This window comes from Bacteroides sp. Ga6A2 (assembly GCF_000702225.1).
Classification (GTDB): Bacteria; Bacteroidota; Bacteroidia; order Bacteroidales; family Bacteroidaceae; genus Ga6A1.
Window position 1 is genome coordinate 1 of record NZ_KL370872.1, and the last position, 15,175, is coordinate 15,175.

A 15,175-nucleotide genomic window follows, 5' to 3' on the forward strand; every position below is an offset into this window, starting at 1 on the left:
TTGCGAAGGCCGCTCAAGTCCAAACTGTTAACTACGCTGCTCACAAGACGGACTGGGTCGTCCTGGGCAATGTCCTTGTCGATTCTCTGAGGAAAAAGTATCGTCTGATTTGGAGAATACGGACGAAAGTGGTATCTTTGTTGCATTTTATATTGCATGTTGTAAAGATACGAAAACTTTACGACATAACGAAGCCCTGGCTTGAGAAAGTCGGGGCTTTGATATAAAAAAAGGATGTGCCTATTTTGACACACCCTCAATAAGAACCATCAACGGAAAGCACTCTGAATGAGTGCCCCAGCTATCACAATGGGCGACCGCTTTCAGGGTCGATGATACTTGTTGTGTTTCTGTCCGCATATCCTGCGGATGCTGCGGTTACTGAGAGGTGACGCTTCCAGCGTCATTCAGTTATAGTCACTTCATGAAATAAGAGAATGGCGTTTCTTATCCCGAACTGGTGCAGTAAATGATTGTATTTTCAAAAAAATAAGAAAAAAATTGTTCCGAAACCTGAATAATTGAAAAAAGTAGGATAAGATACAAGTGAAGGCAGCCATTCGACACGGTTGCCTTCCTTCTTATCTATCGGTTCTTGGAGCAGCGTCTCTGTCGGGGCATGAGCCTTGACGGGGTGCTGCTCTTCTTTACTGCCTGAAAAAAATTCCGGCTTTACCCGTCGGATTTAAGAAAAGCAGGATAAGATACAGATGAGGAGAAACAACAATAATATTTAATCTAATAAAACTTATGAAGGACGTTGTATTGACAAAAGAGGAGTGGCGGCGATTAGCCGCTGTCACTCCCGAGGAAAGAGAAAGAGCCATGAAGAAACTCCAGCGGTGGATACACTGGCAGATAATACACTGCGGATTCAGTCGCGAGTGTGGACCTTTCTCCCGTGGGGCGATGGGCGGCGATGCCGTGGATGTGATAGGAGAGGAGTGCATCGAGGCACTGTTCTGCGGAGAGTGGCACTGGAAGCCAACCCGCGAGCTGAGCTCGATGCTGATTCAGATTGCAAAAAGCAAGATGGGACACATTGTCGAGGACTTTTACGAGCAGGGACAGCCCGAGGTTACGCTCACCAGCGACCAAGGCTTCCGCCAGCAGGTAGAGATGGATATTGCAGAGCAATGGAAGTTCGAAGCCAACATGCGCGATATGGGCTACGACATTGCACGCAGCATTGCAGTGAACGAGCCTGAGCTGCTGGCTTATTTGGATGCGATGTACCGTGACGACACATATTACGGCATTGCCAGTCTGATGGGCATTGATGTGAAAAAAGTGATGAGGCTTGAAAAGCGGCTGCTGAGTCTATTGGAAAAATATTAACAGATAAGTAAATATTATAGTAAAAATGAAACACGTAAAGAACCTAATGGATAGGATAGATGAAGTCAGGGTAAATTCGGTAACAGAAGATGAATATGAGAGAGTTTGGAACAGAAGCCTTGACGAACAAGTGAGCAGGATGATGGTGCGCTGGGACGAGTTGATGGCTCGTGCCAAGGAAGCCGTCGACGCTCAGGAAAAGGCATAGGCAGCGGATTTGCATATCCATTGCCTGAGTCCTCATGCCAGTGGTGCGGGGGCTTCTATTTATAAGAATGTTGGACTGTTTAAGGAAAGGAGGAAAGCCGATGATATATTTTGAAATGAAAGAGTTTGAATGTCGCGACGGATGCAGGATGCCGGCCGCCGCAAAGGAGAACATCGAAGCCCTGGTGGAGCAGGTGCTCGACCCCGTCCGCCGTACATACGGCAAGGCAATATGCGTAACCTGCGGATACCGCTGTTCACGGCATAATGCCAGCGTAGGCGGAGTGCCGCAGAGCCAGCACGTCAGCGGTCAGGCGGCAGACATAAGCCCTGTGGAGCAGCATGACGGCGCGCTCGAACGGCTGGCAAGGACAGTGGTGGCTAACGGCAAGTGGGATCAGATGATACTCTATCCCACTTTCATACACATAAGTTGGAAGCGTGACGGCATCAACCGCCGTCAGATACTAAGGAAGACGGCAGGAGGCTATCGGCAGATAGACATCAGCCAGTTAAAATAGGAGGAACGGACGATGAATGCAGAATTGTGGGTGAGCATAGTGCTCGCATTGATAAGCATGGTGAGCGGCTGGGGCTGGCTTACCAACAGCCGTAAGTACAGGCAGGAGGTCAAGAGCCTCGAGGCTGAGAACCGGCAGAAATATATGGACCTTGCCAAGGAGTATGTAGAGGAGTTCCGCAAGAACATTGCAGAGCCGCTGCAACTGGAGGTGAGGGAGTTGAGGAACGAAGTAAAACTATTGCGCGATGCTGTACAGGAGATTAACGACTGTCCTTTCAACGGCGACTGCCCTGTCAGGACAAAACTGTCTGCGCCGGCTCGTGATGCCTCTGGCAGCCGTGGCTCTGTCGCTGCTGCTTGCAGGCTGCGTGGCGAGCCGACGGGCGACGAGTGAGCATGTAAGAGCCGCGAGGACAGAACAGAAGGACTGCCTGCGGACGGAACGGATGGCGGTTGCCGTGCATGACACAATAGTAGAGGTGACAACCATCACCATACGCGAGAACGAAGCCGGCGACACGGTGCAGATGGCACAACTTACAGAGAGGACACGCACATCGGTACGAAACCGTATCAACGATGTGCAGGAGCGCGTGGCGGTAAGGACGGATACTGTCTACATAGAGAGGCGCGATTCCGTTGAGGTTAAGGAAAGACCGCGCAACACGCTGATATGGGTTCTGTTGGTTGTTGTCGGCTTGATTGTTTTTGTAATAAGCATAAAGGTTAATAAATGTTGAACAACGGTTGCGGACAATCGCAGCCACTTAAATTTTAGGAGGGTTAAATTATGGCAAAAGTAACAGGTATTGCCACACAGCTGAGTGGCAAGGTAGGACAGTTTATCTATCGTCGTACCAAGTCGGGTACGGTAGTGTGTGAAGCACCGGCAAAGGTCGTTGTTCCAAATCGTTCGGAGGCACAGATGAGGGTGCGTGCCCAGTGGGGTAATCTGGCAGCGGTATTCCGACAGTTCAACCAAACGCTGAAGAAAGGCTTTGAGGGAGTGAACGGCAGAATGAGCGATTACAATGCGTTTTTACAGACAAACATGAACGTAGTAAAAGTGTATATCGCTAAGAACGTGCTGCTGAATGGCGGCAGCGTACTTGCTCCGTATCAGATAACGCGAGGCACTCTGCCTTCGATAGCGATGAGTGTTGGGGCTGACAACGTGCTGGCAAGCGATATTGCACTTGGCGACTTGGTTGTTTCGGAATCGACAACCGTAGCTGAATTTACAAACGCGTTGATAGCGTGCAACGACGATTATGAGGCTGGCGACCAGCTGACATTCTTTTACGGACAGCAGACGACGGACGCGGTTACGGGAGTACCGCGTGCCAAGGTTCGCGGATTTAAGGTAATGCTCGACCCGTTGGACTCAACGCTGCTTTGGGATGTTGTGTCTCCTCTGGGATTCTCGTCAGCCGACGGATACTTGGCAATGAGCGGTGAGATTTCGGACGGGGCAGCCGTCTGGGTACATTCGCGCGAGGATGGCGATGGCAGAGTGCGTGTCTCAACACAGTTCCTGTATGTCGATTCGGGCATATTGGCTAAGTATCAGGGCAGTGCGGCAATGAGGAATGCTGCCGAGTCCTATGGCGGAATAACCAAGAGTGAGGTATATCTTAATCCGAGTTCGATGAAGAAAACGGATGATGACGACTTACAGGCTGAAAACGGCGATTAGGATGTGACTGTCGTGATGAGTAGTGATGAGAGGTTAAGGGAGCTTCCTTCGGGAACTCCCTTTTTTAGTACGCCCGGCATGAGCTATGTCTGACGTTCTCCAGAATATCACAGACTTCTTGTGGAGCTTTGAAGCCGTAATATTTTACGCTTGTTTTCTTTCGCCCTGCATTTGGACGAGCACCGCCACGACCGTTTTTTTTAACCTCTGGCGACATGTTTTCTTCTAAATTGTTTAACATTTCAGAATATATAGCTATCTTTGTCACAAACGAAAGAGAATGATTTTTTTAAGAGTTCGGGAAGTCGCGATTCCCGAACTCAGTCGATTCAATAACTAATTAGAAGTGAAACTTCACATTGAACTTAAAAGTAAAAGTTACGAATCTGAATGAAAGAACAATCTTCATCTCTTTCGTTTTTTTTTGTTTCTACTACTCGACTTTTAGGGGCTTTCGTTTCTCCCTTTCAACACTCGCTTGCGTCTCTGTAATGCGGCGGAGAAGGTTGGTGTGTCCCTTCTCAATCACTGTAGTTACCTTTTTTGTAAATACAAAATGGTGGGAAGGAACGTTCAAGGTTGGTGGGGGAGTTGAAAATTGAAAATTTTAAGACAGTTGACAATTCAAAATCTCTCGAATTCAATAAAAAAAGGATGCAAAAAGCATCCTTTTTTGTATCTATCTATCAGAATTTCAGAGAGAAATTGCCAGAAACATGAAGTTGCGACAGGAAGAAGACCAAGCCTTCGTAATATCTGTACTTGCCTGTTGGAGGAGCGGCATCCCACAGTTGCTGAACATATTCGCGTGCAAGTTCGCGGTCGGCAGCCGATGATGACTTAGCCAAGGCTATCGCTCCAACAGCGTTTGCGCCCATCATTCCGTGGTTGTAGTCGCCGTGAGCGTTAGAGCCGTCCCAGCCGAAGTGCGAGTGCTTGAATCCGTCTTTCTTGACGAATGTGAGCCAGTTGCGCATCACCTGCTCCTGACGCTTCTTGTCCTTTCCGCACAGATAGTAGTCCATGCCCACGTTCATAGGGCAGCGGAGGGCATCCCACATGTATATTGAAGTGTCGTAGCCGGCGTGAGGCCATCGGTAAGGCTTTCCGCTGTACTCGCTGTAATCAGGGTAGACGCCAGTTTCTGGGTGAGCCGAATCTATCAGGTGCTGTCGGGCAGCCTTTGCAGCCTTCTGCCAGAAGGCGCGGTTGTTCTTCACGCTCTTTGCCCATTTGTCAAGGAAGGCAGGAAGCATGTACGACGGGTCGGTAAAGTAATGTCCGCCGCGGTCGGGAACGAAGGTAATCAGATAGTTTTCCTTGTTAAAGAGATTGTAAACACCCGTTTTCTCGCCGTCCTTGTTCATTATCTTGTCGAGGATGGCATTGGCTTGCTCGGCATATTCGGGCGCGTTCCATCGCTCGCTGGCAAGCAGAAGGGCTGTTACGAAGTAAAGTTCGCCGTCCGATGCGTTGCTCTGGCCGATGTGCTTGCCGTTGGTGTCGCATTGCCAGCAGAAGTAGCCGTCCCAAGGCGTGTCGGCGCCGTATGCCATGTGCTTTCGGCTCCAGTTCCACAGCTTGTCGAACTGCTCGCGATGGTTAAGCTGAACGCTAATCATCATGCCGTACGACATGCCCTCGGTGCGCACGTCGTTGTTGCCCGTGTCCATGATGAAAGCCATACCGTCGGCGGTTTCGTAGTAGACGCTACGCTGTCCGTCAGTCTCGTAAAGGCTCAGGTCGCCCGGTGTGAAGAAATGCTCCCACAAGTTGTTCATGTGCTCCTGCACCTCGCTGTCGGTCTTTCCAAGAAGTGTCTTGAAAAGATTATCGCCCTTGGCCATGCTGCCCGAAAGAAGGCAGATGGCAAGGACGATTAGTCGTGAAAAAATCTTATTCATGTATTTTTGTGTTACTGTTAAGTATTTTGCCAGAATGATTATTTTCCGAAAAGAATCTTTCGGTCGCGCTCGATGGCCGGGGCAACAATATCCTCGGGAACGAAACGCCAGTTGTTGTTAGCCTTCGGAGAGATGTGCTTCATGTTTCGCAGTTCGTTGATGAGGCACAGACGCTGGTCGGTATCGGTGCGGAAGATGATGCGCGAGTCGATGCTGTCCTTAGGGATGCCAGCGCCCTCGGTAATCAGCGCGCCGCCGCCGTTGCCGCGATACGAGTTCATCGCAACCTTGTACCACGCGTTAGGGTCGAAAGGCTTGCCGTTGCTCATTCGCAGGATTCTTATTTTCTGACCTCTTGGCTTCGTAACGTCAACCTCGTAGTCTATTCCGGCGGCAGAGTCGAAGTTGAACATCGGATTCTTCAGCCCCATGCCTCGCGTGTTGTTCGGGTTGTCGTTGAACAGAAGAATATGGTCGTCAGAGGTCTTCATCTGGTTTGTCCATAGCGAGTAACTCATTTCCAGATGGTTGCGAATCTCTTCGCCCTTCATTCTTACAACATACAGTTTGTTTTCGTACTTGTACAGATTAAACATATCGCACATTGTAACGATGCCTTTCTTTATTGTTGCGTTGAATCGGAGCGGAGCGTTGAACGACACGTCTGCGCCTGTTATCTTCAGTTGCATGTTGTGTATCAGGTCGCCGAAAGCCGATGAGCCGAAGTAATATTCGTACATATACATATCTGAGTCGAACTCGGCTATTTTCTCGTCGATGTATGAGTTAAGGGTGGCAACCTCGCCCGAAAAATGCTCCATAAAGTCGCTGTCAATCTCGTAGTCAGCCATATCGACGAGTTTTGTTTCGATGTGCTTGCCTACAACCTTCTTGCCGCTCATGCTCACTTTTACGGTTATTTCAGCCACGTTTTTGGCATCGTTTCCCGGATTGGCGATGTGAACGATTTTTCCGTCGGAATTTGTTATTGTAGATTTGTAGGCGTTGTGGTCGTGTCCGTAGAAGATGAAGTCGAATCCCGGAACCTGCTCGGCAACGATTTTCGTCACGTTCTCCTTGTATTCGTCGGTAACGATTCCGCCCTCAAGACCAGAGTGGAAGATGCCAACGATGATGTCGGGATTTTCGGTCTTCTTAACGATGTCGACCCATTTCTTTGCCGAACTTACCATCTCGTCAAAGTGTATTCCCTGCCAGATATCGTGGCTCAGCCAACTTGGAATGGCAGATGTTAGCATTCCTATTACGGCGATTCTAACGCCGTCGCGCTCAATCATTATGTAGGGCGATGTGTAAGGCTTTCCGGTGGCGTCAGAAATTACGTTTGCGCCCAGAACCGGGCATTTAAGGTCTGAAATCCACTTGTCGTACACCTTGTACGAAGCCTCGATGTCGTGGTTGCCGAAAGTCTCGGCATCGTATTTGAGATAGTTGATGATACTTGCCGCGATGTTTGTCTCGTTGGTGCGCAGATAGTTCCACAGATAGTTTGCAGGCTGTCCTTGCAGAATGTCGCCGTTGTCGAGAAGAATTAGTCTGTTACCGTATTTTTTTCGTTCGGCTCTGACATAGCTGCTCACTCTTGCCATAGAGCCGTGTGCATCTTCCTTGCTCAGATAGTTTTTTGGGAAGAACATTCCGTGAACATCGCTTGTTTCTACGAACTTTAGTTCGACGGTTTTATTGCCCTTTGCGCTAAGTGAGAATGATGCAGCAAACATAGTTAGCAATAATACAATTTTTTTCATTTTTTCGCTTTTAACCTTGATGATTTTATTCTGTAGCATTGTTTCGTCTTCTCTTTTTGTAGCATTTCGAGTAGTCGCACAGACCGCACGAATAGTCGAGATGCCTTACGTTTTTTCCTATGCCTATGATGCCGCTCACCGATTTTATCGGAATCATCAGCGATGAGTCGGTGAGCCTTATGCCACACGGATTGGCGGTGGGGAAGAGCGAGAAAAGCCTTTGCTGCTCGCTTACGTGCCATCCGCAGTAGCCCGGACTGAAGCGGTTTGTGTGCTTCCATCCCGTCTTGTCGATGAAGGCTTGCAGAGCCTCTTCCATCGCATCGGCGGCTTTCTCGGCAATGATGCTGCCTATCGAGTTAGTTATGAAAATCCTAACCATATCGCCCTCGCTCTGCAACCGCTGCTGAAAATCTTCGAATTCGTTGCCTGCCGTGGCGGTGAATATCGCAAAAGCCTCGCTGCCATTAAGTTGTCGGGCAATAATCTTACCAATGCCGAACTGGTTTCCGTTTATGCCGAGCGAGTTGTTTTCTCTGTCAACCTCGCCCTTCACGACGAAGAAACTGAACCTCGGAACGCAAATCCGTTCAATCTCGCTCATCATAACGTCTATTTCCGCCAGAACTTCATCGTCGGGAACGGACGAGCCGTAGCCCATGCTTTCTGAAATTTCGGCAGCCGATATTTTGAGTTTTGAGAATGGAACGATGCTCTCCATGATTTATCTGTTGAATTCCTCGACAGCCTCGTAAAAGGCGTCGATGTTCTCTATTGGAGTGTGTGGCGGAATGTCGCAGCCCGATGAGATAACGAAATTCGGAAAATCCTTCGTAAGGTTGAGGAGTCTGAGCGTCTCAGCCTTGACCTCGGCAGCCGACTGCTGCTTAAAGACCTGAACAGGGTCGAGGTTGCCCATTGCCAGGCAGTCCGACGGAACGTCGCGGCATGCCTGAACCATGTCAATCTTGTTTCCGAAGTGATATCCGGCGGCTCCGGTCTTTATCATCGCCTCGGTGCACTGTCCGTTGTTTCCGCAGTTGTGCAGAATTACGGCAAAGTTATCGTCCTGAACAGCGTCGATAATCTTCTTTACATAGACCGACGACAGTTTGTAGCAGTCGTCGTTGCTCAGAAGTCCGGCGGCAGGCTCAGCCATCAGAACGCCATTCACGCCCGTAGCCTTGAGTGCCACGCAGTAGCGCAGAGTAAGGTCGGTACACTTTTCGAGCAGCGTTCGTGCCGCCTTCTCGTTTGTGTATGGCAGAACCATAATCTCGCTCATGTCGAAGAGTCTTCCTGCAAGCGAGAAAGGACCGATGCAGCCGGCAAGAACCGGCTTGTCCGAGATATTTCGGGCAGCCAGAATGTTGGCGCGCAGATATTCGGGTATTCTTCCTGCTTCGAGCGACGGAACTTCAAGACTGTCAATCTCTTGCTCGTTGCTTACAAGACGGCCGTTCACGCTCGGCACTTCGTTCTCCGGAAAGATTATGTCGCTGCCGAAAGCCTCAGCCTCGACGGTCAAGTCCATTATCACCGTTGCGGCAGCCGACGGATAGTTGTCCGACAGATATTTTATTGCCTCGTAGTGCACATTTCCGTCGCAGACAGCCTCTTTCACCGTCTTTCCAATCTTCTCGATGCCCGGGTGGGTGAGAACTGGTATTGCTATTGTCTTCTTCTGACTGATAACATTTTTTATCCAGCCAGACATATTTAGTTTAGCCATATTATGAAGAGCTTTCTATTTCGGAGCTTTGCGGTAGAGATAAACGGCGATGAAGCTGAACACCACGTTCGGAATCCATACGGCAACGATTGGCGATGCGCCTGCATTAAGGGCAAACGACGACGAAACCGTCTGGAGCATGATGTAGGCGGCGCACAGCGCGATGCCGATGCCCAGAGCCATACCCATTCCGCCCTTGCGCTTCTCGGCAGAGAGCGATGCGCCCATTATTGCCATGATGATGGCTGCGAAAGGAGCGGCAAAACGCTTGTGATATTCAATCTCGAACGGCTGGATGTTTGAGAATCCGCGCTTTCGCTGATTGTCGATATATTCCTTCAGCACCGGAGTGGTGAGCGTTTCTTGCTGACCCTTTGCCACCGTAAGGTCGTTAGGCTCGATTTTGATGATTGAATCTATCTTCGAGCCAGTGGTTATCTTCTCGCGCATTCCCTTCATGTCGCGAATCTTGTAGTCGCGGATAATCCAGTGGTAGCGTGTTTCTGAAAGCGTATCGTACTCAATGCTCGTGGCGGTGAGGTGCGACACAACCTTCTTGCCCTCAATCTTGTCGAGGCAGAAGTGATATCCTGTGCGCGTGCGCAGGTCGTAACTCTCAATATAGGCAATCACGCCCGAGTCAACCTGAAGCTGTACGTTGCTCGCACCGGTTATGATGTGCTTCTTGCTCTTGTACTTACTCTCGAACTTTATTCGCGTAACGTTTCCCTTCGGGATGACGAACGCGCCGAGATAGAACGACAGTCCGCCGATGATGATGGCCGATATGATGTAAGGTCTGAGCAGACGCTTGAAGCTCATTCCCGTACTCATCATGGCAATGATTTCGGAGCGGTCGGCAAGCTTGGTGGTAAACAGAATTACCGCCAGGAACACGAACAACTGGCTGAACAGGTTGGAGTAGAAGGGGATGAAACTGAAATAGTAGTCGAAGATAATAGCCTTCCACGGCGCGTTCTTAGCCATGAAGTTGTCGAGGTTCTCGTTGAAGTCGAACACCACGGCAATGGATATGATGAGTGCCAATGACACGAAATAAGTGCCAAGGAACTGCCTGATGATGTAGCGGTCTATCTTGCCGACAACGGGGTTGTCGATGAATATCTTTACAAGAAATTGCTTGATTTTCTTCATCTTTTCCTAAATCATCCCTGAAAAATACGTTTTACAGGCGTGTTGAGATGCGTTTCATCGTTGCTGCCTTCCACGAAGTGAAGTCGCCTGCTATGATGTGCTGTCGAGCTTCGCCTACAAGCCACAGGTAGAATGCAAGATTGTGGATTGATGCAATCTGCAAGGCCAAGAGTTCCTGTGCGTGGAACAGGTGGCGCAGATAAGCCTTTGTGTAGGCCGTATCAACGTAAGATGCTCCGTTCTCCTCGATAGGCGAGAAGTCGAACTCCCACTTCTTGTTCTTCATGTTTATGATGCCGTCTTTTGTGAAGAGCATACCGTTTCGTCCGTTTCGGGTAGGCATAACGCAGTCGAACATATCAACTCCGCGCTCAATGCCTTCGAGAATGTTCATCGGAGTGCCCACGCCCATAAGGTAGCGTGGCTTGTCCTTTGGCAGAATCTCGTTCACAACCTCAATCATCTCGTACATAACCTCGGTTGGTTCGCCCACGGCAAGACCGCCGATGGCGTTACCCTCGGCATTCTTCGATGCTATGTACTCCGCGCTCTGCTTGCGCAGGTCGGTATATGTGCAGCCCTGAACAATAGGGAACAGAGCCTGACTGTAGCCATACTTCGGTTCAGTCTCGTTGAATCTCTTGATACATCTGTCGAGCCAGCGGTGAGTCATCTCCATCGACTTCTTTGCGTAGTTGAAGTCGGCTGTTCCCGGCGTACACTCGTCGAGAGCCATCATGATGTCGGCTCCGATGGTGCGCTCAATATCCATTACGCGCTCGGGGCTGAAGAAGTGCTTGCTTCCGTCAATATGCGAGCGGAATTCGCATCCTTCCTCCTTCAGTTTTCTGATGCCGCTGAGCGAGAATACCTGAAAGCCGCCGCTGTCGGTAAGCATAGGCTTGTCGAAGCCGTTGAACTTGTGCAGGCCGCCTGCCTTCTCGAGCACCTCGAGTCCCGGACGGAGATAGAGGTGATATGTGTTTCCGAGGATAATCTGCGCCTTCACGTCGTCCTTAACCTCGTGCATGTGAACGCCTTTTACCGAACCGCATGTGCCCACCGGCATGAATATCGGAGTCTCAATCTGTCCGTGGTCGGTTGTTATGAGTCCTGCTCTCGCATTTGACTTAGAATCTGTATGCTGAAGTTGAAATGTCATCTTTTAGTTAATTCTCCTTTTTTGTCTCTTCCTTTATCGAAAGGTCGAGCGGATTGTTTACCTTGGTTTTAAGAAGTGCGATGTCAAGAACCTCCATTACGTTAGTAACGTAGTGGAATGTAACGCCCTTCAAGTATATCTCTGGAATAGCCTCGATGTTGCGGCGGTTGTCCTCGCAGATAACGATGTCGGTGATGCCTGCTCGCTTGGCTGCCAGAATCTTCTCCTTTATTCCGCCTACCGGGAGTACTTTTCCGCGGAGCGTAATCTCGCCGGTCATGGCAATCTTGGCGCGAACCTTGCGCTGTGTAAGGGCCGATGCCAAAGAAGTGGCGATGGTTATTCCGGCAGAAGGACCGTCTTTTGGCGTTGCGCCCTCTGGAACGTGAATGTGAATGTTCCAGTTGTCGAAGATGCGCTGGTCTATGCCAATCTGCTCGGCGTGAGCCTTGATGTATTCGAGAGCCAGAACGGCCGATTCCTTCATCACGTCGCCGAGGTTTCCGGTGAGTGTGAGCTTGCCCTGCTTGCCCTTGCTGAGCGATGTCTCGACAAACAGAATCTCGCCGCCTACGCTTGTCCATGCCAGACCCGTAACCACGCCGGCATATTCGTTGCCCTGATATTTGTCGCGGTTCATCTCGTCGCTTCCCAGATAATCCTTCAGGTCGGCAATCTTAACGGTCTTTACAGCCTCGTCGCCGTCCTTGGCAATCTGCACGGCAATCTTTCTGAATACCTGCTTTATCATCTTGTCGAGTTTTCGCACTCCGCTCTCGCGAGTGTAGTTCTCGATGATGTATTCGAGTGCCGACTTGTCTATCTTCAGTTTCTCGTATTCCGTAAGGCCGAGTTCCTCTTTTGCCTTAGGGATGAGGTGACGCTTTGCAATCTCGAGTTTCTCCTCGGTTATGTATCCGCTCACCTCGATAAGTTCCATTCGGTCGAGCAGCGGACTCGGAATTGTGCTGATGTTGTTTGCCGTGGCTATGAACATCACGTTGCTCAGGTCGTAGTCGATGTCGAGATAGTTATCGTGGAACGCCTTGTTCTGCTCAGGGTCGAGAACTTCGAGAAGGGCCGACGAAGGGTCGCCGTTCACCGTGTTCTGCGTAATCTTGTCAATCTCGTCGAGAATGAAGACCGGATTGTCCGAGCCAGCCTTCTGTATGCCCTTGATTATTCGTCCCGGCATCGCGCCCAGATAAGTGCGGCGGTGTCCGCGTATTTCAGACTCGTCGTGCAAACCGCCGAGCGAGATGCGGACGTACTTGCGCTTCAGAGCCTCGGCAACAGAGCGTCCGAGCGATGTCTTACCAACTCCCGGAGGGCCGTAAAGGCAGATGATTGGCGATTTTAGGTCGCCGCGCAGTTTCAGAACAGCCAAGTGCTCTATTATTCTCTCCTTAACCTTCTCCATGCCGTAGTGGTCTTTGTCGAGCACCTTCTCGGCATTCTTCAGGTTGGTGTTGTCCTTGGTGAATGTCTTCCACGGCAGACTCAAAACCGTCTGGAGGTAGGTGTACTGTATGTTGTAGTCGGGCGACTGCGGATTGAGGCGTTCCAGTTTGCTTGCCTCGCGCTCTACAATCTCGCGAACCTCGTCGTCGAACTTCTTTTCGGCTATTTTCTCCCTGAGTTTCTCAAGCTCTATGTCCTCAGAGTTTCCCAGTTCGTTTAGGATGTTCTTCATCTGCTGGTGCAGGAAGTACTCCTTCTGCTGCTGGTTGATGTCCTCGCGTGTCTTAGACTGAATCTTGTTCTTTATGCTGGCGAGCTGAATCTCGCGGCTCAGGATAGACATCAGACTGATAGCGCGCTTCTTCAGAGAAGGCTCTTTGAGCAGCGTAATCTTGTCGGCGATAGGGAACAGAAGGTTTGTGCAGATGAAGTTAATCATCGTCTTGCTTCTGTCGTCGGTCGAGTTTCTGATGGCGAAGGCAATCTCAGGATTGTTCTGTGTTTCCTGAATGTATGTGATGGTGCGTTCGCGGCAGCTGTCGAACACCGCCTTGTATTCGTCCTCGTCCTCGATAGGCTCTTCGTTCTTGTTCACCACCTTGCCTCTGAGGAATGGCTCTGTGGCTGTTAGTTCCTGAAGTTCAACCGCGCTGTAAGCCTGAAGGATTACGGTTGTGGAGTTGTCGGGCATATCGAGTATGCGAAGCACCTTGGCGAGCACTCCTATGGTGTACAGATCGTCAAACTGCGGTTCGTCTGTATCTGGTGATTTCTGGCAGAAGGTTGCGATGAACTCGTTTGTCTTTTCAGCCTTCTTTACAAGTTTAAGTGTCGAAGGGCGTCCCACGGTTACCGGTGTCACCACGCCGGGAAAGAGCACCATGTTGCGCATAGGGAGGATTGGAACCTCGCCTTCAAAGTCAAAGTTGGTAGTTCTTTCAACATTTATTGCTCCGTCTGATATGATGGAAATGCTTGCAGGATGAGAGTCCGATTCCATCTGGAAAATATCGTCAATCAATTTCTTCATAATTCTGGTATAGAAAATACTTAATTTTGATTTCTGCCCTCGACAAGGGCTGAGAAATGCGGTGCAAATGTAGTAAAAACAGAAGAAATAATAATATTTTTGTGCGTGAATTTAAGCCAAAGTAGTAATTTTGCACATAATTTATTGTCTTGCAACAGCATGTCTAATAGTTTTTTCAGATTCAAGAAGTTTACGGTTCATCACGACAAGTGCGCCATGAAGGTTGGAACCGACGGCGTTCTGCTTGGCGCATGGGCACGGATTGACGGCGGCGAGAGCGTGCTCGACGTTGGCACGGGCTCGGGACTCATTGCGCTTATGATGATGCAACGCGGCGCACGAAGCGTGGTAGGCATCGATATCGAGGATACGGCCGTAGAACAGGCGCAAATAAACGTGGGGCAGAGCATCTGGAGCAATTCCGTTAGAATTGAGAAAGCCGATTTTATCTGTTTCGCGACAGATGAGAAATTCGATGTCATCGTAAGCAATCCGCCGTTCTACAAGAACGCTCTTTCGTGTCCCGATCCTCTGCGCGACAGGGCGCGTAATGCCGACTCTCTGCCGTTCTGCCAACTTGCCAAGAAAGCAGCCGTACTTCTTTCCGACGGTGGCAGATTGAGTGTCATCGTGCCGGTCGAAAATGCTCTCGACTGCATCTGCGAGGCTCTTTCCGAAGGGCTAAGGCTGAGCCGCCGCCTCGATGTCAGGGGCAGTGTGAGGAAACCTGCCAACCGCTCGCTTCTTGAATTTGTAAAAAATCCCGAACGAATCCCGAACGAATCCCGAGAGATGAGCATACGCGATGCCGACGGCTCTTATTCTGCCGATTATTGCCAACTTACGGCAGATTTTTATCTCAATATAGAAAAAAAACACTAAGTTTGCAATCCGAATAATTTTAACAACTGTTTATGTACGAAGAGAACGCAAACGATTTGTTCAAGTTCCGCAAGTTTATGGCTGATGACGACAGCGCCGTGATTGACGAGTGCCACCGCGCCGCCTTGGACAAACTGCACACTCTCTTTCCCGAAAAGAGAGTTACGACCTACGATAACTGTACGATTGGAATAGAAACCGACAGCCTCTACTCCGACACGGGGCTCGACACTTACGAGTTGGGCGTTGTAGACGGCGAGATTTATGCCATGCGAAACACTCGCGATGGCGAAGTTATAACTTTCAGAATATAAAG

General features: G+C 49.8%; 16 protein-coding genes. 8 read left to right on the forward strand and 8 right to left on the reverse strand.

Features of this window, described 5'->3' with window-relative positions:
- Positions 1-750: 750 nt before the first annotated feature.
- From T538_RS0113795 to T538_RS0113820, 6 genes are all read left to right on the forward strand, one after another.
- Positions 751-1,338: a hypothetical protein gene (locus T538_RS0113795; protein WP_155993240.1), complete on the forward strand. Its 588-nt coding sequence runs from the start codon at positions 751-753 to the stop codon at positions 1,336-1,338.
- A gap of 25 nt (positions 1,339-1,363) precedes the next feature.
- Entirely contained in the window at positions 1,364-1,546 is a 183-nt protein-coding gene (locus tag T538_RS0113800; protein WP_031534626.1) for a hypothetical protein, read from the forward strand.
- Between the two features lie 100 nt (positions 1,547-1,646).
- On the forward strand, positions 1,647-2,066 hold the full coding sequence (locus T538_RS0113805) for a D-Ala-D-Ala carboxypeptidase family metallohydrolase (protein WP_155993242.1): 420 nt from the start codon (positions 1,647-1,649) through the stop codon (positions 2,064-2,066).
- Positions 2,067-2,078: 12 nt separating this feature from the next.
- Complete coding sequence (locus T538_RS0113810) at positions 2,079-2,462, forward strand: hypothetical protein (RefSeq protein WP_031534629.1); 384 nt, start codon at positions 2,079-2,081, stop codon at positions 2,460-2,462.
- Positions 2,389-2,808, forward strand: a complete 420-nt coding sequence (locus T538_RS0113815) for a hypothetical protein (RefSeq protein ID WP_155993244.1) — start codon at positions 2,389-2,391, stop codon at positions 2,806-2,808. Before T538_RS0113810 ends, T538_RS0113815 begins: the two co-directional genes overlap by 74 nt.
- 50 nt (positions 2,809-2,858) lie before the next feature.
- Complete coding sequence (locus T538_RS0113820; protein WP_031534633.1) at positions 2,859-3,764, forward strand: hypothetical protein; 906 nt, start codon at positions 2,859-2,861, stop codon at positions 3,762-3,764.
- 64 nt (positions 3,765-3,828) lie between these two features.
- Here the strand turns inward: T538_RS0113820 and T538_RS18490 are convergent, their stop codons facing one another.
- The 8 genes from T538_RS18490 to lon all read right to left on the reverse strand — a co-directional run bounded on the left by T538_RS18490 (position 3,829) and on the right by lon (position 13,977).
- Positions 3,829-4,005: a hypothetical protein gene (locus tag T538_RS18490; RefSeq protein ID WP_155993246.1), complete on the reverse strand. Its 177-nt coding sequence runs from the start codon at positions 4,003-4,005 to the stop codon at positions 3,829-3,831.
- A 445-nt stretch (positions 4,006-4,450) separates the two neighbouring features.
- Entirely contained in the window at positions 4,451-5,668 is a 1,218-nt protein-coding gene (locus T538_RS0113825) for a glycosyl hydrolase family 8 (RefSeq protein ID WP_081835009.1), read from the reverse strand.
- Positions 5,669-5,706: 38 nt separating this feature from the next.
- Positions 5,707-7,437, reverse strand: coding sequence for a bifunctional metallophosphatase/5'-nucleotidase (locus T538_RS0113830; protein ID WP_031534638.1), 1,731 nt, complete (start codon positions 7,435-7,437; stop codon positions 5,707-5,709).
- Between the two features lie 25 nt (positions 7,438-7,462).
- Positions 7,463-8,161, reverse strand: coding sequence for a vitamin B12 dependent-methionine synthase activation domain-containing protein (locus T538_RS0113835; RefSeq protein ID WP_031534640.1), 699 nt, complete (start codon positions 8,159-8,161; stop codon positions 7,463-7,465).
- Positions 8,162-9,169, reverse strand: coding sequence for a methylcobamide--CoM methyltransferase (locus tag T538_RS0113840; protein ID WP_031534642.1), 1,008 nt, complete (start codon positions 9,167-9,169; stop codon positions 8,162-8,164).
- A gap of 15 nt (positions 9,170-9,184) precedes the next feature.
- A complete protein-coding gene (locus T538_RS0113845) occupies positions 9,185-10,324 on the reverse strand; it encodes an LptF/LptG family permease (RefSeq protein ID WP_031534648.1) in 1,140 nt (379 codons plus the stop codon).
- A 31-nt stretch (positions 10,325-10,355) separates the two neighbouring features.
- Positions 10,356-11,486 (reverse strand): tRNA guanosine(34) transglycosylase Tgt, encoded by a 1,131-nt coding sequence (gene tgt / locus T538_RS0113850; RefSeq protein WP_031534655.1) that lies wholly within the window; start codon positions 11,484-11,486, stop codon positions 10,356-10,358.
- 7 nt (positions 11,487-11,493) lie between these two features.
- Positions 11,494-13,977, reverse strand: a complete 2,484-nt coding sequence (lon, locus tag T538_RS0113855; protein ID WP_031534657.1) for an endopeptidase La — start codon at positions 13,975-13,977, stop codon at positions 11,494-11,496.
- A 159-nt stretch (positions 13,978-14,136) separates the two neighbouring features.
- On the opposite strand from lon, the gene T538_RS0113860 reads away from it, so the two are divergent.
- Together T538_RS0113860 and T538_RS0113865 are read left to right on the forward strand one after the other, a co-directional pair.
- Complete coding sequence (locus T538_RS0113860) at positions 14,137-14,859, forward strand: tRNA1(Val) (adenine(37)-N6)-methyltransferase (RefSeq protein WP_031534659.1); 723 nt, start codon at positions 14,137-14,139, stop codon at positions 14,857-14,859.
- Positions 14,860-14,891: 32 nt separating this feature from the next.
- Positions 14,892-15,173, forward strand: coding sequence for a hypothetical protein (locus tag T538_RS0113865; protein WP_031534661.1), 282 nt, complete (start codon positions 14,892-14,894; stop codon positions 15,171-15,173).
- Positions 15,174-15,175 lie beyond the last annotated feature (2 nt).

Excerpts from the sequence above, each read along its gene's own strand:
- T538_RS0113810 (WP_031534629.1), top strand. The coding sequence starts at position 2,079 with ATGAATGCAGAATTGTGGGTGAGCATAGTGCTCGCATTGATAAGCATG.
- T538_RS0113845 (WP_031534648.1), bottom strand. The coding sequence starts at position 10,324 with ATGAAGAAAATCAAGCAATTTCTTGTAAAGATATTCATCGACAACCCC.
- T538_RS0113800 (WP_031534626.1), top strand. The coding sequence starts at position 1,364 with ATGAAACACGTAAAGAACCTAATGGATAGGATAGATGAAGTCAGGGTA.
- T538_RS18490 (WP_155993246.1), bottom strand. The coding sequence starts at position 4,005 with ATGTTAAACAATTTAGAAGAAAACATGTCGCCAGAGGTTAAAAAAAAC.
- T538_RS0113825 (WP_081835009.1), bottom strand. The coding sequence starts at position 5,668 with ATGAATAAGATTTTTTCACGACTAATCGTCCTTGCCATCTGCCTTCTT.
- T538_RS0113830 (WP_031534638.1), bottom strand. The coding sequence starts at position 7,437 with ATGAAAAAAATTGTATTATTGCTAACTATGTTTGCTGCATCATTCTCA.
- lon (WP_031534657.1), bottom strand. The coding sequence starts at position 13,977 with ATGAAGAAATTGATTGACGATATTTTCCAGATGGAATCGGACTCTCAT.
- T538_RS0113805 (WP_155993242.1), top strand. The coding sequence starts at position 1,647 with ATGATATATTTTGAAATGAAAGAGTTTGAATGTCGCGACGGATGCAGG.
- T538_RS0113840 (WP_031534642.1), bottom strand. The coding sequence starts at position 9,169 with ATGGCTAAACTAAATATGTCTGGCTGGATAAAAAATGTTATCAGTCAG.
- T538_RS0113795 (WP_155993240.1), top strand. The coding sequence starts at position 751 with ATGAAGGACGTTGTATTGACAAAAGAGGAGTGGCGGCGATTAGCCGCT.
- T538_RS0113860 (WP_031534659.1), top strand. The coding sequence starts at position 14,137 with ATGTCTAATAGTTTTTTCAGATTCAAGAAGTTTACGGTTCATCACGAC.
- T538_RS0113820 (WP_031534633.1), top strand. The coding sequence starts at position 2,859 with ATGGCAAAAGTAACAGGTATTGCCACACAGCTGAGTGGCAAGGTAGGA.
- tgt (WP_031534655.1), bottom strand. The coding sequence starts at position 11,486 with ATGACATTTCAACTTCAGCATACAGATTCTAAGTCAAATGCGAGAGCA.
- T538_RS0113865 (WP_031534661.1), top strand. The coding sequence starts at position 14,892 with ATGTACGAAGAGAACGCAAACGATTTGTTCAAGTTCCGCAAGTTTATG.